Origin of the sequence: Acetobacter sp. (assembly GCF_047723915.1) — a bacterium.
GTDB lineage: Bacteria > Pseudomonadota > Alphaproteobacteria > Acetobacterales > Acetobacteraceae > Acetobacter.
In genome coordinates this window covers 43,991-65,320 of record NZ_JBDOBQ010000001.1, presented here as the reverse complement: position 1 = coordinate 65,320, position 21,330 = coordinate 43,991, and the positions used below count along the sequence as shown (strand labels likewise).

At 63.3% G+C, this 21,330-nt stretch carries 18 protein-coding genes; 12 read left to right on the top strand and 6 right to left on the bottom strand.

Features of this window, described 5'->3' with window-relative positions; translation table 11 throughout:
- Window positions 1-193 precede the first annotated feature (193 nt).
- Together ABF990_RS00275 and ABF990_RS00270 are read left to right on the top strand one after the other, a co-directional pair.
- A complete protein-coding gene (locus ABF990_RS00275) occupies window positions 194-784 on the top strand; it encodes a CarD family transcriptional regulator (RefSeq protein WP_207844661.1) in 591 nt (196 codons plus the stop codon).
- A gap of 146 nt (window positions 785-930) precedes the next feature.
- Complete coding sequence (locus ABF990_RS00270; protein ID WP_415500108.1) at window positions 931-2,535, top strand: tetratricopeptide repeat protein; 1,605 nt, start codon at window positions 931-933, stop codon at window positions 2,533-2,535.
- Between the two features lie 29 nt (window positions 2,536-2,564).
- On the opposite strand, the gene ABF990_RS00265 is transcribed toward ABF990_RS00270, so the two are convergent.
- Window positions 2,565-4,040, bottom strand: coding sequence for a penicillin-binding protein activator (locus ABF990_RS00265; protein ID WP_415500111.1), 1,476 nt, complete (start codon window positions 4,038-4,040; stop codon window positions 2,565-2,567).
- Here ABF990_RS00265 and rsmI point away from each other — a divergent pair.
- A complete protein-coding gene (rsmI, locus tag ABF990_RS00260; protein ID WP_415490949.1) occupies window positions 4,028-4,996 on the top strand; it encodes a 16S rRNA (cytidine(1402)-2'-O)-methyltransferase in 969 nt (322 codons plus the stop codon). The genes ABF990_RS00265 and rsmI overlap by 13 nt on opposite strands.
- Window positions 4,997-5,204: 208 nt before the next feature.
- Here rsmI and ABF990_RS00255 read toward each other — a convergent pair whose 3' ends face one another.
- Together ABF990_RS00255 and ABF990_RS00250 are read right to left on the bottom strand one after the other, a co-directional pair.
- Entirely contained in the window at window positions 5,205-6,410 is a 1,206-nt protein-coding gene (locus tag ABF990_RS00255; protein ID WP_415500107.1) for an NAD(P)/FAD-dependent oxidoreductase, read from the bottom strand.
- A 4-nt stretch (window positions 6,411-6,414) separates the two neighbouring features.
- Complete coding sequence (locus ABF990_RS00250; RefSeq protein WP_415490947.1) at window positions 6,415-7,083, bottom strand: glutathione S-transferase family protein; 669 nt, start codon at window positions 7,081-7,083, stop codon at window positions 6,415-6,417.
- Between the two features lie 181 nt (window positions 7,084-7,264).
- Here ABF990_RS00250 and minC point away from each other — a divergent pair, with 181 nt between their 5' ends.
- The 3 genes from minC to minE all read left to right on the top strand — a co-directional run bounded on the left by minC (window position 7,265) and on the right by minE (window position 9,211).
- Entirely contained in the window at window positions 7,265-7,972 is a 708-nt protein-coding gene (gene minC, locus ABF990_RS00245) for a septum site-determining protein MinC (protein ID WP_415500106.1), read from the top strand.
- 142 nt (window positions 7,973-8,114) lie between these two features.
- Window positions 8,115-8,930 (top strand): septum site-determining protein MinD, encoded by an 816-nt coding sequence (gene minD / locus ABF990_RS00240; RefSeq protein WP_415490945.1) that lies wholly within the window; start codon window positions 8,115-8,117, stop codon window positions 8,928-8,930.
- On the top strand, window positions 8,927-9,211 hold the full coding sequence (minE, locus tag ABF990_RS00235; protein WP_415490944.1) for a cell division topological specificity factor MinE: 285 nt from the start codon (window positions 8,927-8,929) through the stop codon (window positions 9,209-9,211). The genes minD and minE overlap by 4 nt, the downstream gene beginning before the upstream one ends.
- Window positions 9,212-9,487: 276 nt before the next feature.
- On the opposite strand, the gene ABF990_RS00230 is transcribed toward minE, so the two are convergent.
- Window positions 9,488-10,177 carry a GntR family transcriptional regulator gene (locus ABF990_RS00230; protein ID WP_415490943.1) on the bottom strand — a complete coding sequence of 230 codons (690 nt, stop codon included), beginning with the start codon at window positions 10,175-10,177 and terminating at the stop codon, window positions 9,488-9,490.
- Window positions 10,177-11,943, bottom strand: a complete 1,767-nt coding sequence (locus ABF990_RS00225) for an ABC transporter ATP-binding protein (RefSeq protein WP_415500110.1) — start codon at window positions 11,941-11,943, stop codon at window positions 10,177-10,179. The genes ABF990_RS00230 and ABF990_RS00225 overlap by 1 nt, the downstream gene beginning before the upstream one ends.
- A gap of 712 nt (window positions 11,944-12,655) precedes the next feature.
- Between ABF990_RS00225 and ABF990_RS00220 the strand changes: the two genes are divergently transcribed.
- From ABF990_RS00220 to ABF990_RS00200, 5 genes are all read left to right on the top strand, one after another.
- Entirely contained in the window at window positions 12,656-14,320 is a 1,665-nt protein-coding gene (locus ABF990_RS00220) for a porin (protein ID WP_415490942.1), read from the top strand.
- A gap of 84 nt (window positions 14,321-14,404) precedes the next feature.
- The gene (gene lptF, locus ABF990_RS00215) at window positions 14,405-15,553 is read left to right on the top strand and encodes an LPS export ABC transporter permease LptF (protein ID WP_415490941.1); all 1,149 of its coding nucleotides are present in this window, start codon (window positions 14,405-14,407) and stop codon (window positions 15,551-15,553) included.
- Window positions 15,554-15,569: 16 nt separating this feature from the next.
- Window positions 15,570-16,682, top strand: a complete 1,113-nt coding sequence (gene lptG / locus ABF990_RS00210) for an LPS export ABC transporter permease LptG (protein ID WP_415490940.1) — start codon at window positions 15,570-15,572, stop codon at window positions 16,680-16,682.
- A gap of 6 nt (window positions 16,683-16,688) precedes the next feature.
- On the top strand, window positions 16,689-19,016 hold the full coding sequence (locus ABF990_RS00205) for an LPS-assembly protein LptD (protein WP_415490969.1): 2,328 nt from the start codon (window positions 16,689-16,691) through the stop codon (window positions 19,014-19,016).
- An 81-nt stretch (window positions 19,017-19,097) separates the two neighbouring features.
- On the top strand, window positions 19,098-20,459 hold the full coding sequence (locus ABF990_RS00200) for a peptidylprolyl isomerase (protein ID WP_415490939.1): 1,362 nt from the start codon (window positions 19,098-19,100) through the stop codon (window positions 20,457-20,459).
- Here ABF990_RS00200 and ABF990_RS00195 read toward each other — a convergent pair.
- The gene (locus ABF990_RS00195; protein WP_415490938.1) at window positions 20,446-20,607 is read right to left on the bottom strand and encodes a hypothetical protein; all 162 of its coding nucleotides are present in this window, start codon (window positions 20,605-20,607) and stop codon (window positions 20,446-20,448) included. The two genes, ABF990_RS00200 and ABF990_RS00195, sit on opposite strands and share 14 nt — an antisense overlap.
- On the opposite strand from ABF990_RS00195, the gene rsmA reads away from it, so the two are divergent.
- Complete coding sequence (gene rsmA, locus ABF990_RS00190) at window positions 20,545-21,303, top strand: 16S rRNA (adenine(1518)-N(6)/adenine(1519)-N(6))-dimethyltransferase RsmA (RefSeq protein ID WP_415490968.1); 759 nt, start codon at window positions 20,545-20,547, stop codon at window positions 21,301-21,303. The genes ABF990_RS00195 and rsmA overlap by 63 nt on opposite strands.
- Window positions 21,304-21,330: the final 27 nt, after the last annotated feature.

The window sequence follows — 21,330 nt, the reverse complement described above, 5'->3', positions numbered from 1 at the left end:
CGCCCCACCGGGGGGGGCTCTACTATCTCGCTCCCCAACCCCCCCGCGACCCACCCCCCCCCCCCCCCCTTCGGCCGCGACCGGGTCCGCCCCCCCCGCGGGGGGGGGGGGGCCCCCCCCGGGCCCCCGCCCCCCCCCACCCCCTGTAAACGACCCCAAGACAAACCGCCGGTTTTATGGTATGGATTACTCCATGAACACGTTCAGAACACCTCCCAAAGGTGGCGTAACCGACGCCATGGCACGTACTGCTGCCGCCGCCACTGCAGCCCAGGCAAAAACCAAGGTCAAGGATGAAGACCCTTTCCAGGAAGGGGACGCCATCGTGTATGCGGCGCACGGGGTCGGCCGTGTGGACCGGATCGGGATCGATGAAATCGCGGGGACCAAGCTGGAGGTCATCCAGATTTCGTTCCCCGGCAACCAGATGACCCTGCGCATTCCCCTCAACAAGGCCCGCAAGGCCGGGTTGCGCAAGATCGTCTCGCGCGAGATCGTGGACAAGGCCATGGCCATCATCAAAGGCAAGCCGCATGTCAGCAAGGGCATGTGGGCACGCCGCGCCGTGGCCTACCAGGAAAAAATCAATTCCGGGGACCTGGTGCAGATCGCCGAAGTTCTGCGCGACCTGCGCCGCAATGTCGACAGCCTTGACGGCAGCTTCAGCGAACGCAAGCTGTTCGAAGCCGCTCAGGAACGCTTCGTGGCGGAAGTCGCGGTGCTGGAGAAAAAAGAACCGACGGAAGTGCTGGAATCCCTGACCGCCGCAATGAAGGCCGCATAGCTGGCACCGGCAGTGGCCCACCAGGCCCGGTGGTTTTTTCCCGCATGCATGAACCCGGCGTGTCCCCAGGACATTGCCGGGTTTTTCTTAATCTCTATGGCATAGGGTCGTGTTGCCGCCTATCCTGAACAGCATGTGATCCAGCCATGAGAGCCGTAGTGTCCTTGCCCCCACCCGCCCCAGACCTTGTGACCCTTCAACGCGCCCTGGCGGAAATCAGGTCGGGTCATTTTGCGCGGGTTATGCCCGTTCTGGCCCCTTATGCCGACGGGCCTGACATACAGGCAAAAATCCTTTACGCCTTCTGCCTGGCGGGTACGGGCCTGCACAGTCAGGCAGCGATCATCCTGTGCGACGTGGCGGGCCGCAACCCCACCAGCCTGCACCCCACGCAGGACCTGAGCGATGTCATGGCCGCCCTTGACCGCAGGGCAGACGCTGCCGCCACCTGCCGCGCGGCCCTGGAACTGACCCCGCACGACGCCCGGCTGCATGAGGTGCTGGGCAGCCTGCTGGTTCAGCAGGGCCTGCTGGACGAGGCGGTCGAAACACTGGGCAAAGCCGTCGCTCTGCGCCCGAACGGCGCGCTGGCCCGCAACCTGCTGGCCATGGCGCTGACCGAACGCGGCAACATGGATGACGCCCTGACCCAGTTGCACGACACAAGCCGCGAACATCCGCGCCACGCCGGCACTCTGTCCAACATGGGCACGATCCTGACCGGAATGGGCCGGCTGGAAGACGCGCTCGAACATTTTCGCCGCGCCATCGCCCTGCGCCCCGAAGACGCCCAGATCCGGCTGAACCATTCCGTGGCGCTGCTCAAGGCCGGGCTGTACACCCATGGCTGGCAGGAACATGAATGGCGCTTCAACCTGCCCGGCCACACCACCCTGCCACTGGCACGGCTCATGCCCACGCTCGGGCCCGACACGGATATCCGGGGGCGGCGCATACTGATTACGCAGGAGGAAGGGCTGGGCGATACGCTCATGTACCTGCGATACATCAAACCGCTATCCGACCGGGGCGCGATTACGCATTTATGGGTGCCCCAGTCCCTGGCCGATCTGTGCCGGCGTGTTGTGGGTGTCCATACCGTGCAGGTTGGCGGCCATGCCCCCGATTATGACTGGCACTGCCCCTTCATAAGCCTGCCGCGCGTTTTTGCCGCAACGTCTGACGCCTGGGGCAGCAGACCGCCCTACCTGCGGGCCGACAGCGTGAAAGTTCGGGAACTGGCTCATTTCCTGCCCCAAAACGGGCGGCTGAATGTGGGACTTGTCTGGGGTGGCGATCCACGCCCCACCATGGTCGCCCCCAACGTGGTGGACCGCAGGCGCTCGCTGAACCTGCGTGAACTCGCGCCACTCAGCCATGTCGCGGGCATCAATCTCATCAGCCTGCAGAAAGGGGACTACGCCCGGCAGATGATGGACCCGCCGGAAGACATGATCCTGTATGATCCCACAGATGAACTCCGCACCATGGACGATACCGCAGCACTGATCATGTCGCTCGATGTCGTGGTCAGTGTGGATACATCCGTCGTGCATCTGGCCGGGGGGCTGGGCAAACCCGTGCTGATGATGGACCGCTACGACAACTGCTGGCGCTGGCTTCAGGGGCGGGCGGACACACCGTGGTATCCGACCCTGCATATCATCCGCCAGACAACCCCCCGCCGCTGGGACGACGTGATAGAACGCGTCGCCCATACGCTGGGTGTCATGGCTGAAAAACGCGGCTGACGGCGTGCAGCGCGCCCGGCCTCAGGCGTTCAGGTCGAACTGCCCGAAGCCGGGGGCATGCTGAGCATGCGTGCTTCCGCACCGTTGCCCAGAACCTCGAACACGCCCAGCGCCCGGCGGACACGCCCGTCAGGCAGGAGGGTAAAGGTGCCATCGACCCCGGGAAAGCCATTGGCCCGGGTCAGGACATCGCGCGCGAAAACGCCTGAACTCCCCTGGGCTGCCGCACGCACGGCGCTTGCCGCATCAAACGACAGGTCGGCCAGCGGGCGTGGCGCATGCTGGTGCTGCGCCGTAAAGCGCGCCACAAACCCCTGGCGCCACGCCGGGTCGGGTGCCGCATACCACGCCCCACGGATGGAACCCAGCTTGGTCGCGAAGGCGGACCACAGCCCCGGCCCCATGATCCGTACCGCAGGCAGGCTGACCTGCGCCGACTTCAGTTCCGCTATCACGGTCTTGAGGGACAGGCCCGTATCGCCCAGCAGCAGCGCGTCAAACGGCGGGTTGCCCAGCGTCACGTTCGTATCCGCAGGAGGTGCGGGGACCTGACCCGGCTGAGGGGCGTTAGCATTCAGGGCGGCGGCAAGATCGGGCGGCAGGGTCCCGGCACGGGATGCGCTGCCGGCCAGCGGCATGGCGGGGGCGACCGGGGCTGGCGCAGCCTGCACGGCCTGCCGGGCGGCGGCCAGACGCGCATCATAGGCGGAAAGCTGGCGCATGGCGTCGGCTATGCTGGCCGGTGTGCCGGCATGGTAAACCACCGCGGGTTCAGCCAGCCCCTGGTCGCGGCAGGCGGCCTGCAAGCCGTTACCCAGGGCCCGGCCCAGCGGGGTGTTGGGCAGCAGGGCCGCAAAATGCTGCCGCCCGTCACGGCGGGCCTGCTCCACAAGCCGTTGGACCTGATCCTCTGGCGTGATCCCCATGACCCACACGCCCGGCCGGGCCTGCGCCACGTCACTGGTAAACGCCAGGATGGGCACACCGGCCCCTGTCCCTGCCGGGGCGGCCAGAGCCGTGTCGCCACTGGTCAGCGGCCCAAGCAGCACGCCATCGCCCGCCTGCACGGCGGCTGATGCGGCGGCACCCGCGCCGCCGGCACTGGCCGTATCGCGCAGATCGATCTGTATGGCCGTATCTCCGGCCAGGGCCAGTTGCGCGCCTGCCAGCAATTCACGCCCGAGGGCCGCGTTGGGGCCGCTCATCGGCAGCAATACCCCAACCCTGTGGCTGGCCGCTGCCGCCGTGGCCGGGAGCGCGATATTGCCCGGAGCCTCCGGTGTTACGGATTGCTGGGCGCAGGCGGCAAGCAGAACCCCGGCCACGCCAAGACTTGCGATTTTTGCAGCACCCGCGGTTGCCGGCGAACGCCCCCGAACGGCCGATTTGCCCCGTCCGACTGCGCCGCATGACGCTGCCTCCCGCACCCCGGGCTTGCGCGGTGTGGCGTTTACCGCCAGAGCTTGGGGGAAAAGCCCTGACAGGAGCGAGTATGCACGCGTCATCATCCAGATCGTCCTCTAGCAGCACTCGGCCTGATGCGCAGCATGACCAGACCGCTCCCCTCAATAGCGAAGGAGAGAGCCGGAGTCATGTGCCTTCTTCCCCCGGGCTGACGCTGGTGGCCACACCTATTGGCAATCTGGGGGACTTCAGCCCGCGTGGCGCACTTGCGCTGGCCCAGGCCGACCTTGTGCTGTGCGAGGATACCCGCACCACCGCCCGCCTGCTGAGCGATCGCGGCATTTCCGTGCGGACCGAAGCCCTGCACGAACACAACGAACGCCAGCGCGTGCCCGCCCTGATAGAACGCCTGAAAGCCGGGGCCCGTATTGCTCTTGTGTCGGATGCGGGCATGCCCCTGATGTCGGACCCCGGGTTCCGGCTGGTGCGCGCCGCCATTGACGCCGACCTGCCCATAACGGTCGTACCCGGCCCCAATGCCGCGCTGTGCGCCCTTGTCCTGTCAGGCCTGCCACCCCACCCCTATCTGTTCGTGGGCTTTCCTCCCCCGCGCTCCGCCGCCCGCAAGGAGGCTTTCGCGCAGTTGCATGCCGCCGAGCGCGCGGGGCTGAACGCGACCCTGATCTGGCATGAAGCCCCGCACCGCCTGGCCGAAACACTGGCGGACATGGCCACCATATTCGGCACCGACCGCCCCGCTGTAGTGGCCCGCGAACTGACCAAGCGTTTCGAGGAGGTGCGCCGGGGCACGGCGGGCGAACTGGCGGCGCTCTATGCCGAAAGTCCGCCACGCGGCGAAATCACGCTGCTGCTGGGCCCCGCCCCGCAGGATGACAGCGCGGCGGACGATCTGGATACGACCCTGCGCAGCCTGCTGCGTACGCATTCGGTCAAGGATGCAGCAGCCCTTGCCGCAGCCGCCATAGGCCTGCCCAAACGCACGGTATATGCCCGTGCCCTGGAACTGGCGGCGGACGGCGAAAACGCACAGCCCTGACACCACGCAGCGACACGAACAGCCAGAGGGATATCACCCCGCTGCGGCCTTGCCGCGGCCGGGGCGTTTCCCTGCCAACCCGCCTTGCGGCAGGCTCAAAACACCTGGGCCTGACACAAATGCTGCCCGCCCCCATGCACGGCATGGGGTAACGCGCGCGCCTGTTCAGACCAAAAAGCCGAGCCAGTCCGGGCTACGAAAAACGCTCTTATACAGCAGCACCAATGCTCTCGCCCGCAGCGAAACCGCTTGCCCAGGCCCAGTGGAAATTATAGCCGCCCAGCCAGCCCGTTACATCGGCGGCCTCACCCACCACATACAGGCCCGGCACGTCACGCGCTTCCATGGTGCGCGACGACAGGGCGCGGGTATCCACCCCGCCCCGCGTGACTTCGGCCTTGGCGAACCCTTCGGTGCCGGTAGGGTGCAGCGCCATATGGTGAACCTGCCCGGCCAGGGCACGAATATCGCGATCCGCCCATTCGGCCAACACCCGTTCCGGCGCGTGCCGTTCCGCCAGACTGTGGGCCAGCCGCTGCGGCAGCCAGCGCGCAAGGGCACCCGCCCCACGCGCCTTGGACCCCTCTTTTTTCAGGCGCAGCAGGTTTGCCGCCAGATCCTGACCGGGCAGAAGGTCCAGCATGACCGGCTGCCCCTGCCGCCAGCATGTGGAAATCTGCAACAGGGCGGGGCCTGAAAGCCCCCGGTGGGTAAACAGCACGCTTTCATCGAACGCCACCTTGCCGCACGACACCCGCGCCGGCACGGCAAGGCCCGCGAGGGTTTTCACCCAGGCCTCCTCCTCCCGGCCGAAAGCCAGCGGCACAAGGGCCGGTTCGGGCGGAATGACCGGCAGGCCGAACTGCCGCGCCACGTCGTAACTGAACCCCGTTGCCCCCAGCTTGGGGATGGACAGCCCGCCCGTTGCCAGCACAAGGGCGCGGGCCGCAAACGCCCCCGCCGAGGTCTGGAGATGAAACATATCCGAACGGGTGACAGCACTCACGCGCACATCCGTCACGATCCGCACCCCGACCGCACGGCATTCGGCCAGCAACATGCTGACGATATCGCGGGCGGAATGATCGCAGAAAAGCTGGCCCAGCTTTTTTTCGTGCCAGGCAATCCGGTGGCGCGCCATCATCTGCACGAAATGTTCGGGCCGGTAGCGGCTGAGCGCCGATTTCACGAAATGGCGGTTGGCGGAATAAAAGCACTCCGCCCGCATGTCCGTATTGGTAAAATTGCAGCGACCGCCGCCCGAAATCAGGATCTTGCGCCCGACTTCCGGCCCGTGTTCCAGCACCAGAACCGACTGCCCCCGCGCCCCGGCGGTCAGCGCCGCCATAAGTCCGGCGGCGCCACCCCCCACGACGATGACATCTGGCGTGGCCCGCCCCGCTTGCGTGTTCAACGGTTCAGAAATCCAGGTTCGTGTAGAAATCGGGCGGGGTAATGCCCGAGACGCGATCGGCCAGAAGCGGGCGGAAACTGGGCCGCGATTTCATGCGCGCGTACCAGTCCCGCAGGGCCGGAACCTTGGCCCAGTCGATATCGCCAATGAAATCGAGGCAGGACAGATGCGCCGCCGCCGTGAAATCGGCCAGAGACAGAAACCCCCCACCCAGCCAGTTCCGGTTTTCCGCCAGGTCGTTGGCGTATTTCATGAGCGGGCGCATGGCGGCATAGGCTTCGCGCAGGGCGCCGCCGTCAGGGTTGCCGCGCCCGCTCAGGCGCTTGAGCGCGCGTTCATCGATAAAGCGGCCGGACACCTCGCGGGCGAACAGGGTGTCGAACCATTCGGCCACGCGGCGCACCTCCACCCGCTCGGCCAGTGTGCGGCCCAAAAGCGGCGTGTCGGAATACGCTTCTTCCAGATATTCGCAGATGACATGCGCGGAGGGCACGATCAGCCCGTTGTCTTCCACCAGTACGGGAACATCCCCCGCCGGGTTAAGGGACAGCAGTTCGGGCCGCCGCTCCCATGGGCGTTCGATAATCGCCTCGAAAGGAAGGCGTTTTTCTCCCAGAACGAGGCGCACGGTGCGGCTGGCCGGAGAAAGCGGAAAATGAAGTAGGGTACGCATAGGCTTCATGTATGACAATGAAGGAGGCCACGCCAGAGGGAAAACCCGAAATGGAGCGATCCCAACCCCTAAAAACCCTTGCCTTCATCCATCCGATGCGTAACAGACACAGGACCATACGCGCAGCGGCGCACCCTTTGTCGCCCAATGTGCCGTCCGTTGATTGCAGAGCGAGCGTTCCGTGTCCGCCACACCCTCCCCTCTTCCGCGTATCCGCATGTCGGGTCGCTCCTTTCTTGCACTGACACTCACGCCAGAAGCGCCACTGGCCGACTGGCTGGCAGCGCTGGACCAGCAGATTGCGCGCTCGATCGGTTTTTTCGCGGGCAAGCCGGTCATTATCGACATGACCCTGATGCAGGCCACCACACCCGACCTGTCCGGCCTCATGCCCGCGCTGAAAGAACGCGGCATACGCGTGCTGGGCCTTGAAGGCGGCGACCGCAACTGGCCCGCTGTCGCCGACTGGGACTGGCCCGAAAGCCCGGTCAGCGGACGCACGCCCAGCCCCGCCGCCGAACCCGCTCCGGCCTCGCCCGATACCCCGCAGCAACCCGTGCCCAGATCCCTGGTCGTGGAAGAAAGCGTGCGGTCGGGCCAGCATATCGTCTGGCCGGAAGGCGATGTCGTGATCATGGGGTCTGTCGGATCGGGGGCCGAGGTTTCGGCCGGCGGGTCCGTGCATATCTATGGCGCGTTGCGGGGCCGGGTCATCGCGGGCATTGGCGGGCATGCCCACGCACGGATCTATACCCAGAAACTGGCGGCCGAACTGGTCGCCATTGACGGATTTTACGCCACGGCCGAGGAAATGGACCCCGCCTGCGCCGAAAAACCCGCCCAGGTTTTTCTGTCGGGCGAGACGCTTGTTTTCAAAACCCTGCCATAAAATCTGGCGGACCACGAAAACATACGGACAGGCCGAAGATTCGAAGTTACATTTTGCAGTACAGCGCGTAATGTCGTGATCACGCCGGATACTGTAATCGGCCAAGACATTACAGGCTCAGACAAAAAGAAAAGGAAGACTGATGGCAAAGGTTCTGGTCGTCACGTCAGGTAAAGGGGGCGTCGGCAAGACCACGACCACCGCAGCCCTGGGAGCCGCTCTGGCCAAAGCGGGCCAGAGCGTGGTTCTGGTGGATTTTGACGTAGGGCTTCGTAATCTCGACCTGATCATGGGTGCTGAGCGCCGCGTGGTGTTCGACCTGATCAACGTCATCCAGGGCGATGCGAACCTGGCGCAGGCCCTGATCAAGGACAAGCGGATCGAGAACCTCTCTCTCCTGCCGGCGTCCCAGACCCGCGACAAGGATGCGCTGACGGCCGAAGGTGTCGCCAAGGTCATAGCCGAACTCAGCACCAAGTTCGACTGGGTGATCTGTGACAGCCCCGCCGGTATCGAACGCGGTGCGCAGATGGCCATGCACCATGCCGACATGGCGGTGATCGTCACCAACCCCGAAGTATCGTCCGTGCGCGACAGCGACCGCATTATCGGCATGCTCGACAGCACCACCGAAAAAGCCAAAAAAGGTGAGAAAATGGAGAAGTTCCTCCTGCTCACCCGTTACGACCCGCAGCGCGCCGCCCGGGGCGACATGCTGGCCACCGACGACGTGCTGGAAATTCTTTCCATCCCGCTGCTGGGGATCGTGCCCGAGAGCCAGGACGTGCTCAAGGCGTCCAACCTGGGGGCGCCCGTCACCATTGCGGAGCCCGAAAGCGCGGCCGCACGCGCCTATGCCGAAGCCGCGCGCCGCCTGATGGGCGAGGACGTGAAAGTGACTGTTCCCGTCGAACGCAAAGGCCTGCTCGACTGGCTGTTCAAACGGAGAGTTGCATGAGCTTTCTTGCCAGCTTCCTTAAAAAACGCTCCACCGCCCCAGTGGCGCGTGACCGGCTACAGATCCTGCTTGCCCATGAACGCATGGGCGGCGAAGGGCAGGACGACCTGCTGGCCAAACTGCACCGCGAGATCATGGAAGTGATCAAACGCCATGTGTCGGTCGATCAGGACAAGGTTCAGATCAAGATGGACCGGGGCGCTCAATGTTCGGTGCTGGAAATCGACGTGGAAGTGCCGGGCCTTACGGATCGCAAACCCAAACCCGGTAACAACGCCTGACACGTCGCAACGCCTGACACCGCGCACCCAAGGCCCGGCAACACCCGTCCGGCATGCCGGTCCGCCTTATGCGGTGCACGGCATAAGCATCTTCCGGCACGTGGACAGACCGGCCGGCCCGCTTACGCACAGGACACAGCGCGACCGGACCACGCCATGCAATGGCGAGACACAAACGGGGTGGAAAAGTGGCGCAACCCTCCTGCTTTTCCACCCCGTCGCTGATCCCGTACCCCCATACAAAGCACCGACTGGCAGAGCACACCCCATTCCGGTTCAGCGCCGGAGCAGAGGTTCCAGCCATTCGCGCGCCTGCACGAAATCCTGCCTGAGCGCCGCGACTGCCGCCTCTTCATCCCGGTTCAGGAATGCTTCGAGCATCTTGAGATGCGGGTGGTTGGGGTCGGCCGGGCTGACTGTGGGCAGGCTGCTGGTTGCCGCGTACACGGGCCCCATACGCACCCATAAGCCACGGATCAGCCCCACGGTCAGGGGACGTTTTGAAAAACTGGCCGCCGTGCTGTGAAAAACCACATTCGCCACGGCTGCCGCATGCGGGTCGCCCGCATCGAACGCCGCAATGAACGCCTTGTGCCTGTCCGCCAGGATTTCGACCTGTTCGGGGGTGATATGGGTGACGAGTTCGCGCGTGACGCGCTCTTCAAGATCACCGCGCACACCATGGATTTCAAGAAACGTCTCGCGCGTGGTCAGCGGCACGCAGGCGGTGTTGCGCTCATCGAGTTCCAGGGCCTGTTCGGACACAAGCCTTAGCAGGGCTTCCCGCACGGGGGTCGGGCTCAGCCCCAGGGTAGCGGCCACGGGGCGCAATACCAGCCTCTCTCCGCCCTGGTAATGGCAGTATATCAGATGGTCCCTGATCTGCTGGTAGGCATAGGCCGCCAACGCACCGCGTCCTTCCGGCCTTGCCTGCTCCTGAATGTCCGCAATCGTGGTGAATGTCATTATGTATGCGCCATCTGTCTGTTCAGAAATTGACTGTAAAGCCCGTTGCGACGCTCAAGAAGAGCCGGCGGACCGTCTTCTACAATCCTGCCATCCTGCATGACGAGGATCCTGTCGAAATTCCGCAATGTGGAAAGCCGGTGTGCCACCGCAATGACCGTGCGGCCCACCATAAGCCGGTCCAGTGCGCGCTGGACGTGTTCCTCGCTCTCGGTGTCCAGCGCACTTGTCGCTTCATCCAGGATCAGGACCGGCGCATTGCGCAGGAAGGCGCGGGCAATGGCGATACGCTGCCTTTGCCCGCCAGAAAGCTTGACGCCCCGGTCGCCCACCAGCGTATCGAACCCTTCGGACAGGGCCTCGATAAACGCGCTGCACCCGGCGGCGGCTGCCGCGGCATGCACCTCGTCATCGCTGGCCTCGGGGCGGCCGTAGCGGATGTTTTCCATCACGGTGCGGTGCAGCAGGGAGACATCCTGCGGCACGACGGACAGGCAGGTGCGCAACGCATCATCAGACAGGTCGCGGATATCCTGCCCGTCAAGCAGGATGCTGCCGGACTGCACGAAGCGCATGCGCTGGAGCAGGGCCAGCACCGTGCTCTTGCCCGACCCCGAACGCCCGACAAGCCCGACACGCGTACCCGCCGCGATATGCAGGTCGAAATGCGAGAGCACGGCGGCACTGCCCGGGTAGGAAAAGCTGACATCGTTAAACCGGATGTCACCCAGCACCGGCCCCCTGAGCGTTACGGCATTATCCGCATCGGGCATGTCATAGGGCACCAGCAGGGACGACAGGACCTCCGACAGGCGGGCGTTATGCTGGATGGTCTCCACCAGGGACAGGGCGAGGTCACGCGTGCCATGCAGGACCGCAAACCCCAGCGTGATGATCATGACCACCTGCCCCACCGTAGCCTGCTGCCATTGCCAGAGCAGAACCGCCCAGATCAGCAGCCCCGCCGTCATCACCGCTGTCAGGGCGGCGTGGATCATCCGCAGTTTTTCCATATAACGCAGGGATTTCAGGCGCTCCTGCATTTCCTTCTGCGTCAGGGCGTTGAAGCGCGCACGTTCGCGGTTGCGCATGCCAAAGGCCCGCACGAGCCCGATATTGCCCATGACATCCAGCGTCTCACCCTCCAGCCCGGCGGCGGCAGCGGCATAATGTCCGTGCAGGCGGCGTCCACGCACGGCAAGGCGGAACAGCACGAAACACAATATGGCTGCGATACCGACCGTCACCCCGCCCATCACCGTGCTGACAGAAAGCATGAGGCCGACCGAAAACAGCACGTTCAGCGCAGGTGGCAGCACGTTCCAGGCGAGCATGTTCTCCATGGTGAAGCTGACGCTGCCTGCCGTGGCAATCCGGGTTGCCAGCGAGGTTGGCATGCGTTCGGCAAAATAGGCAGGAGAATGCCCCGTCAGGAACCGGAACAGATCCTGACGGATATCGCCCGTAACCGCCACAAAGGTCCGGGCCGCGAACCAGCCCGCGATCCGCCAGCTTACGTTGTCGAGCGCTATCAGCCCGATCAGCCCGCCCACGGCCTCCCATATCGCGGTGTCATGCATGGCCGGTGAACGCGCCGTCAGCAGGTCGACAAGATGCCGGATACCATAAGACGACAGGACAATACTGCCGATTGCCATGCACACCGCGCCAAAGACCATGACATGCCCCAGCAGGCGGTGCCGCATGTAGCGCAACAGGAACAGGACAGGGCGCCCCGCGTAACGGGGCAGTTCGGCATCCGGCACCGTAACGGCGGCTGGCGGCGCGGGGTCATCTGGCGTGGCCTGGGGGGCCTGCCGGCCTGCCGGGCCATTCTCCACGCGTGTGGGTAACGGGGCCGCGCTGCCCGGGTCTTCCGTTCCGTTTCCTGCCACCCGCCTACCCCATCCTTCAACTGCCATGCCACGCCAGGCATATCGTTACGGGCGACCCGTCCCAGCTGTTCAGCACAGGGCTGGCACATGGTGCGCCGTGCCAGTCAGTGACTCCGGTCACCCAGTGCCGCGCCACCTGAAAACACAGCGCGTGAGTCGCTCTCGCAAGTCGATTTTACCACATCACAATAAACATATTGTGATATATGTCTTTTCAACGGGCCTGTATGGCATAGCGCGCCGCCGCGCAAGCTGTTGCATAGCGCTCGCGCAAAAACCAGTCGGGCACCGCCCGTCAAGGCTGACCTGCCCACCGCCATCCCGCGTAACGAATTAAAAATACTATAATAATTCTTTGAATTTAAAATATTATTTCAAATCCGCGCTCGAACCGTCTTCTTTCCAGCGGCTGCGTTTTACGCCCCGCACGTCCCTGCATTTTCGCTCAGGCGCAAGATAACGTCTTGTTATGACTAACGGATGCATGGGCCCGCGCGCATCGGGGCGGTCAAAGCAGTCCATTGACGACGCAACACCTTGTCTTTCAAAGAGCAATTTCAACCCGTCGGGAGCATCGGATTCAATGGCATCGAAAAAAGCGGCGCTGCTTGCCACCGTCATTACAGCATCCGTAAGCGGACTGCCGATGGCCTCCCCCGCCGCGCGGGCCGACGACTACAGCGACCTGCTGGACGTGCTGCGCGCCAAAGGCAGCCTGACAGACCACGAATACTCCACCCTGCTGGCCAAGCACCAGCACCACGCCCCGGCGGCCGAGAGCGCAAGCCCCCGCCATGCGGCCCGGCCGACGCATGGCGCGTCGGGCGCCCGTGGCGGGCAGTATGCCAGTGCAACCACAGGGCACGGCGTAGGCACCGGTTACGAGCCGGGCATTACGTTCGATCCGGGCAGCCCCGAGTTCGATGCCACCAACCGGGCGGAAAATGCCGCATCCCGCGCGCAGGTCAGCGCCCAGCAGGCGCAGGCCGCACTGGCCGCGCTGAACACGAGCGATATCGTGCGTGTGGACAAATACGTTGCGGGCAAGGGCATCACCTTCAAGGCCGGGCCGATCAACATCAACCTCTCGGGCTTTATCAACGGCTTTTACACCTATAACAGCCCCGCTGGCGGCAGGCCGGTGGCGGGTGGCGTATCGAGCGGGTCCAGCGGGTTCGATTCCTCGGCCGTGCGCAACGGCCTTCTGCCAGCCGGTTTCATTCTCAAGATGACCACCCGCCAGCAGGGCATGGATATTTCGGCCGTCATGGGCATGTATCCGGGTATCAACAACGCCAAGAACGGTGCGTTCAACGCCAATACCGGCGGCAGCCCCGTGGGCCTTGGCACGGCGGGTATCGATTTCCGACAGGTTTACGTGACGTTCGGCAACTCCGATATCGGCACGTTCAAGGTCGGCCGCGACCTGGCGTTCTTCGGGGGTGACGCGATCCTGAACGACGCGACACTGCTCAGCGTCGGTGCCACGGGCAGCAACTCGGCACCGGGCAACACCTCGCTCGGCCGTATTGGCGTAGGGTATGTCTATGCCGACTGGATTCCCCAGATTTCCTATACCTCGCCCAAAATCGCCGGGGTTCAGGGGGCTGTAGGCATTTTCCAGCCGCTGGACGAGTTCAACTATGCCGACGCGACCAACAGCGTGGTCAGCCACTATTCCGCGACATCCACACAGCATTCCTCCCCCATGGTGCAGGGCAAGGTCACGTATGACGCGACACTGGGCAAGCTTCAGGCCCGTATCTGGGCCAGCTTCCTGATCCAGCACCAGCAGGCGTTGCAGGGGTCTGAAATCAGCAGCGCCGTTCGCCGCGGAGCCATGGTGGAAGCGGGCGATATCGGCGCAAAGCTGACCTACGGACCGTTCGAGGGCGTTGCCTACTACTATCGTGGCAGCGGGCTGGGCACCACGGCCCTGTTCTTTGACGGGGTTGCCGCCAATGGCCGCAAGCGCGCGTCCGAAGGGTATTACGTCCAGGCCGCCTACCATGCCACCAAGCGCCTGAAGCTGGTGGGCAGCTACGGGGTCAGCAATCTCTACCAGGCCCCGGGCGAGGCCAGTACCATGCTGGTCAGGCGCAACCAGTCCGTTATCGGGGCGGCCTATTACCAGCTGACCGACTGGCTGAACCTGGTGGGCGAATACGCCAACACGTCGTCCGCGGCCCATGGCCCGAACACCCAGAGCGACAATACCGCGTCATGCGGGGTGATCCTTCTTTTCTGATCATCCGCCCGCACTCCGGGCAGATGATCGCCCCCGGCAAGAGAGACCCTTGTTTCGTGCAGGTGTAAGGTAGATAACAGCGATATGACTGTTCATTTGCCCACGACCTGGCTGAAACGATGCGTCCGCACGCTGGACCGTTATATATTTCACCAGTTGCTGATCGCGCTGCTGGCCACCACGGGCGGGCTGGCGGCGCTGATCTGGCTGATGCAGTCCCTGCGGTTTGTCTCCCTTGTCGTGGACCGTGGGCTGTCGTTCCGGGTGTTCCTGGAACTGACAAGCCTGCTCATTCCCTCTTTTGTGGCGGTTATCCTGCCCATTACCACTTTTGTCGTCAGCCTGTTCGTCTACCAGCGGCTGGCGGGGGACCGTGAACTGACCGTCATGCAGGCTGTGGGGCTTTCCCCCATGACACTGGCCCGTCCCGGGATTGCCTGCGCGCTGCTGGCCACCGTGGCGGCCTTTGTTCTCAATTTGTGGATTGTCCCGGTCTCGTACCATGCCTTCAAGCAGTATGAATACGAGATACGGAACAAGATGGCCGCTTTCCTGTTGCAGGAGGGCGTGTTCACCAAGGTTTCGGACACCATGGTCGTGTATATCCGCGCGCGGGCCCAGAATGGCCTGCTGCAGGGGATCATGGTGGAAGATGACCGCCAACCCGACAACCGGGCCACAATTCTGGCCAACCACGGCACGATCGTGATCGTGAACGACGCACCCAGGGTCATTCTCTATGACGGCACGCGCCAGAGCATGGACCGCAAGACCGGGCGGCTGAATGTTCTTGCCTTCAAGCAGGACACCATAGACCTGACATCCTCCCGGCAGGCGCAAAACGGTTCGCGCGATGTGGGCGAAATGTCGCTTGGCGAACTGCTCTACCCCAACCCCAAGGACATGGCGGCCAAGGACATCGGCAAGGTAAAGGTTGAAGGATGGCGGCGCCTGACATCACCGCTGACGTGTTTTTCCTTTGCCATGGTAGGACTGTTCGCCGTGCTGCGTGGCGCTTTTTCGCGCCATGGCAACATCAAGCGCCCGCTGGCGGCCGTTCTTTCCGTGGTGGCGCTGCTTGCGGTCAGCCTGCTGCTGCAAAACCTGGCTGGCCGTAATATTGCCCTTATTCCCCTGATACCTGTGCTCGCCCTGCTGCCCGGGCTTGTCTGCTCGGCCGTTCTGTTCGTGCCCGAGATTCTGGCGGCCAGGGCAAGGCCACGACAAGTATGAGGAAGGGGTCTGGCGCATGATTCTGGCCGTTACCCTCTCCCGTTATATTGCCCGCCAGTTCGTGCTGTCGGTATTGTCGATGCTTGCCTCGCTGACTGGTATTGTCTGCCTGTTCGATTTTATCGACCTGCTGCGCCGGGTTGCGACAAAGCCTGATGTCTCCACCAATGTGGTGACAAAAATCGCGGCCCTGCATATTCCCTATTTTTCCATGGAGATCCTGCCCTTCGCCATTCTGCTGGGGGGTATTGTCTGCTTCTGGCGTCTGACGCGCTCGTCGGAACTGATCGTTGCCAGGGCGTCGGGTGTATCCGCCTGGCAATTCCTGACTGCCCCGGTGATCTGTGCGTTTATTACGGGCGCGATCGGCACCATGCTGGTGTCACCGCTGTCATCGATGATGTACCGTCAGGCGGAGCAGCTCGATCAGCAATACCTGCGCACGGGGGGCGGGCCGCTGAACTTTTCCAGCGGTTCGTTATGGCTGCGCCAGTCCGACACGCAAAACGACGCCCACGGCATTGCCATCCTGCACGCGCAGGGCGTGCAGCTCAAGGACGGGGTGCTGCAGATCCAGGGCGTGACGGTCCTGCGCCTGAGCCAGCAGGATACGCTGATATCGCGAATCGACGCCCCCAGCGGCTACCTGGCCAAAGGGGCGTGGGCACTGGACGGCGCATTCACCGTCCGCCCGGATGAAGTTCAGTCCCCCGTAGGGCACATGCTGCTGCCAACCGACCTGACTGTGGACCGCGTGGAGGAAAGCTTTGCCTCCCCCGACACGCTGTCTGTCTGGGCGTTGCCCAGTTTCATCTCCCTGCTGGAACGCTCGGGATTTTCGTCCATCCGGCACAGGCTGCACTTTCAGTCCCTTCTCGCTTTGCCCATCCTGGCTGGCACCATGGCGCTGGTTGCAGCCGGGTTTTCCATGCGCCCGTCCCGCCATGGTGGTGTTGCTAAAATGATCGGGTCTGGCGTTGCGGCCGGTTTTCTGCTTTTCACCGTATCAAAGGTGGCAGAGCAGTTCGGCAAGTCGGGAGCGCTCCCGCCGATACTGGCTGCATGGGCCCCTACCCTTGCCGGATTATGTCTGGCGATCGCGTTGCTGCTGCATCTGGAGGATGGCTGATTGACTGTGGTGCTCCGGCCTTTACGTGGCTCATGGCCGCGCCGCCGCACGGCACTGAGTGCAGCCACCGCACTCGGCGGCGTTGCCGCGTGTTTTCTGGCGGCCCCCACACATCAGGCCCATGCACAGTTCCAGCCCCGTCCCATGCATATCAGCACGGGCAGCGGCCATACCGCCCCCGACGAACCCGCCACGTTCCAGGCCGACAAGGTCGACTACAACGATGTCGAGCACACCATAACCTGGACCGGCAACGTGCAGGTCTGGCAGGGCGAACACGTCATGCGGGCCGACAAGATCGTCTATGACCGCGATACGGGCGTGGTGGCCGCCAGGGGCAATGTGGCGTCCGTCCAGTCGGATGGTTCGGTCCTTTACGCCCATTACGCCGAACTGAGTGGCGGCATGAAAGACGGCATCATGATGCACGTCAACGCCACCCTGGCGGAAAACGCCAAGCTGGCGGCAAACGGCCTCAGACGGACGGACGGCAAGGTGAACGACCTGAGCCGCACCGTCTACACCGCCTGCGAAATCTGCGAAAAAGACAAGACGCGCGCGCCTTTCTGGCAGTTCAGGGCCTTTGACGCGACACAGGACCTCGAACACAAGAAAATCGACTTCCGCGACGCCTATCTGGACATTCTGGGCATTCCCATCCTTTACCTGCCCTTTTTCTCCATGACCGACCCGTCGGCCAAGCGGCATAGCGGCTTTCTCATGCCCGGCATTACGCCCCATGACCGCTACCTGGGGTCCTATGTCACCATCCCCTATTACTGGGTGATCGATGACCAGTCGGACCTGACGGCGCAGGGGCTGTTCTCGACCCGGACCGGGCCGCAGATCAGCGGCCTGTATCGTAACCGCTTCAATTTCGGCACGCTGAATGTGCAGGCCGGCGTTGCGGACGACACCAACAACGGGTCACACTACACCAACGGCTTTGGTGAAAATGTCAGCAGCAACAGCCATGGCTTTCAGGGCTACCTGTTCGCAAGCGGGCAGTTCGCGCTTGATGAGCACTGGCGAACCGGGGCGAACGTCCGGCTTGCGACATCCGCGAACTACATGCGCGACTACCGTATCCAGGGCTATGGCAGCGATACGCTCAACTCCAACGCCTATATCGAAGGCTTTGGCACGGGGGCCTATACGCGGCTGGATACACAGTTCTACCAGGGGCTGAACCAGGGCGTCATCCACAACTCGGACCTGCCATTCGCCCTGCCGCGTTATACATACAGCTTTGTCGGCCAGCCCGATGCCTGGGGCGGACGCATCAGCTTCGACACCACGGATTTCAACATCTACCGGTCCAACGGCACGTCCGATGTCCGTGGCCAGCTTGCCGTGAACTGGGACCGTGCGTTCGTCAGCAAGGCGGGAGAACAGTTCCTGTTGACCATGCGGCTGGATTCCATGGTCTATCGCGCCAAGAAACTGTACCAGCAGCCCAATTACTATTCGAGCACGCGCACGGTTGTCAGTGGGCAGGTGCTGCCCACCATAGCCCTCAAAACCAACTGGCCGTTCGTTCGGACCTTTGCAAACGGTCGGGGCACCCAACTGGTCGAACCCATCGTGCAGGGGATTTACGCGCCCAATACCGGGGCGGGTACGGATGACCTGATCCCCAACGAAGACAGCCTTGCCTATGAATTCACGGATTCCACGCTGTTTTCGCTCAACCGCTACCAGGGCACCGACAGGCTGGATGGCGGCCTGCGCGGCAATGTGGGCGTTCACGGAAACTGGACGTGGGACGGTCACGAAATCGACCTGCTGGCAGGCGAAAGCTTCCAGGAACACATCGAACACGATCGCCTGCCCTATTCCGGGCTGGACCACCACGCCTCCGATATCGTGGCGGGCGGGCGCGTCGCACCCAACCAGTATTTCGATTTTACGGCCCGGATGCGGCTTAACCCCTACACACGGCAGTTCGATTTTGCGGACGCGCTGTTCAGCGCCGGGGTTCCGCACTTCCACATTCGCGGCGGCTATGTGCTGGAACCGGTGACCCCCTATTATTACTACGCAACCAATTACCGGACAGGTTCGCCGCCTTCGCTGTATTACGACCGTGTCAACGAACTGAGCGGGGGTTTCTCGGCCGACTGGCTGGGCTGGCATCTGTCGGGCTTCACGCGGCGCAGTCTCTCGCGCAAGGAATTCGTGACGCTGGGTGGGGATGCGGGCTTCAGCAATGACTGCTTCGGCATCGATTTCATGTATTTCAAGCAGTACACCTCTATCGGCGGTGAACAGCGTAACTCCACCTATCTGGTGACCGTCAGCCTGAAAACGCTGGGTTCGTTCGGGCTCAAGTAAGAACCGCTTCAAAAAAAACGCCGTCTCCGTTATCAGGGGTAATCGTTCCTGATCTGGCAGAAAGCTGAAAGACCGTTCCGTATGCGTCTGCGCTCCTTTACACTGGCCTGCTGCACCCTGACCGCGCTGGCTGTTCCGGTTACCCTGAACACATCCCGCGCAGCCCTGGCCCGCGCCAGCACCCCTGCCCCCCACGGCCAGGCAAACGCCCAGACGCAGCCCGAGCCGGATGACATGATCCTGGCGGTGGTGAACAGTATTCCGCTGACAAAGCGTGACGTGGACAACCGCGGGCGCCTGTTTGCGCTCTCAACCGGCCTGCCTCTCACGCCTGACCTCATGGCAAGGCTGCGCCCGCAGATTATCCGCCAGATGATCGACGAACGCCTGCGCACACAGGAAATCCTGAGCCGGCATATCAATGTGCCGCCGGACCAGATTGCCGAAGCCATCGCCAATATCGAACGCCGCAACGGCATGCCCGAGGGCACCTTGCGCACCCATCTGGCGCAGGATGGCGTGTCCCTGACCACATTGATCGACCAGTTGCGCGTGCAGATCGGCTGGATCCAGGTTCTGCGCCAGGAACTGGGGGCGCGTTCGCGCATTTCGCCGCAGGACATTGCCCAGCGGCAGGCAGCACTCAAGCGCGAAGCCGGTCGCACGGAATACGAAATCAGCGAAATTTTTGTAAAGGTCGACGACCCCCGCCACGCAGAAGAAGAACTGGCTTTTACCAACACCATCATTCAGGAACTGCGCAAGGGCGCTCCGTTCGCGATTGTCGCCGCGCAGTTTTCCCAGAGCCAGACAGCGCTTGACGGCGGTTCCATGGGCTGGGTGCAGGAAGACGAGCTTGACCCCTCTGTGGTCAGTATCGTGCGGCAAATGCCAACGGGTGTGGGGGCCGTGTCCAACCCGATTACGGTGCCCGGCGGCTTCCTGATCGTGACATCGAACGCAAAACGCGTGATCGGCACGGAAATGGGGCATGTCATTACCATTCGCCAGCTTTTCCTGCCGTTTGACACCCTGCTGGACCCGGAACACGTAACACCGCAGCAGCAGGCCGCGCTCAACCGGGCAGTGCATATCGAACAGACAGCCCATAGCTGCGACGAGATGGAAGCCCTGAACAAGGAGGCCGGTGAAAAGCGCCCGAGCGATCCGGGCGAACTGGCCCTGGAACGCCTGAACGCGCAGATGCAGTCCGTGCTGACCAACCTGCCCATTGGCAAGGCGTCCAGGCCCATGATCTCGCGCGACGGTATTGTCCTGCTGATGGTCTGCACAAAAAAAGAAAAGAACTTCGCCAATCGTTCACCCAGCGAAATTGCGGATCAGCTTATGAACGAGCGTGTCGAACAGACAGCCCGGCAGCTCGACAGCGACCTGCACCGCCGCGCCATGATCGACCTGCGTATCAAGCTCAAGGGAGTCTAGGGCGCTGCCACCCGAACTGGAAAGCCTGGCAGAGGTCATTCGTCGCCACGGGCTTGATGCGCGCAAAGCCCTCGGTCAGCACTTCCTGCTCGATCCCGGCATTACCGGGCATATCGCAGCTCTGGCAGGCAACCTTGAGGGCCAGCATGTGGTCGAGGTCGGCCCCGGCCCGGGCGGGCTGACACGATCACTCCTGGCCGCCAAAGCCGCAAGCGTGCACGCCGTGGAACTGGATACCCGCGCCGTGGCGGTCATTGAGGAACTGGCAACCGTCTTCCCGCAGCGACTGCGTGTGACGGAAGCCGACGCCCTGAAGACAGACCTGACGACGCTCTGCCCTGCGCCCCGCCAGATTGTCGCAAACCTGCCCTATAATGTGGCAACCCCGCTGCTGATCGGGTGGCTGCGCCAGGCCAGCGCCTGGCAGCGCATGACCCTGATGTTCCAGCTTGAAGTCGCCGAACGCATCTGCGCCAGACCGGATACCACGCATTACGGACGCCTGGCAGTCATCAGCCAGTGGTGTGCCGACTGCGACATTGTCATGAAACTGCCGCCGGGCGCGTTTTCACCTCCACCGGCAGTCTGGTCGGCGGTAGCGAGTATCAGGCCCCATGCCGAACAACCCGGCCCGGCCCTGTTCAAAGCAATGGAACAGGTCACAGCCGCGGCCTTCGGCCAACGCCGCAAAATGCTGCGCGGCGCACTGAAAGGCCTGCAAGGCGACAGGCTACTGGAAAAGGCCGGAATCGACGGCACCCGCAGGGCGGAAACACTCAGTGTCGCGGAATTCGACCGACTGGCGCGCGCGCATCTGGGTCAGGGCGCAGGCCAAACAGTGTAGACCCTGTATTACGGCAGGAGACAACGC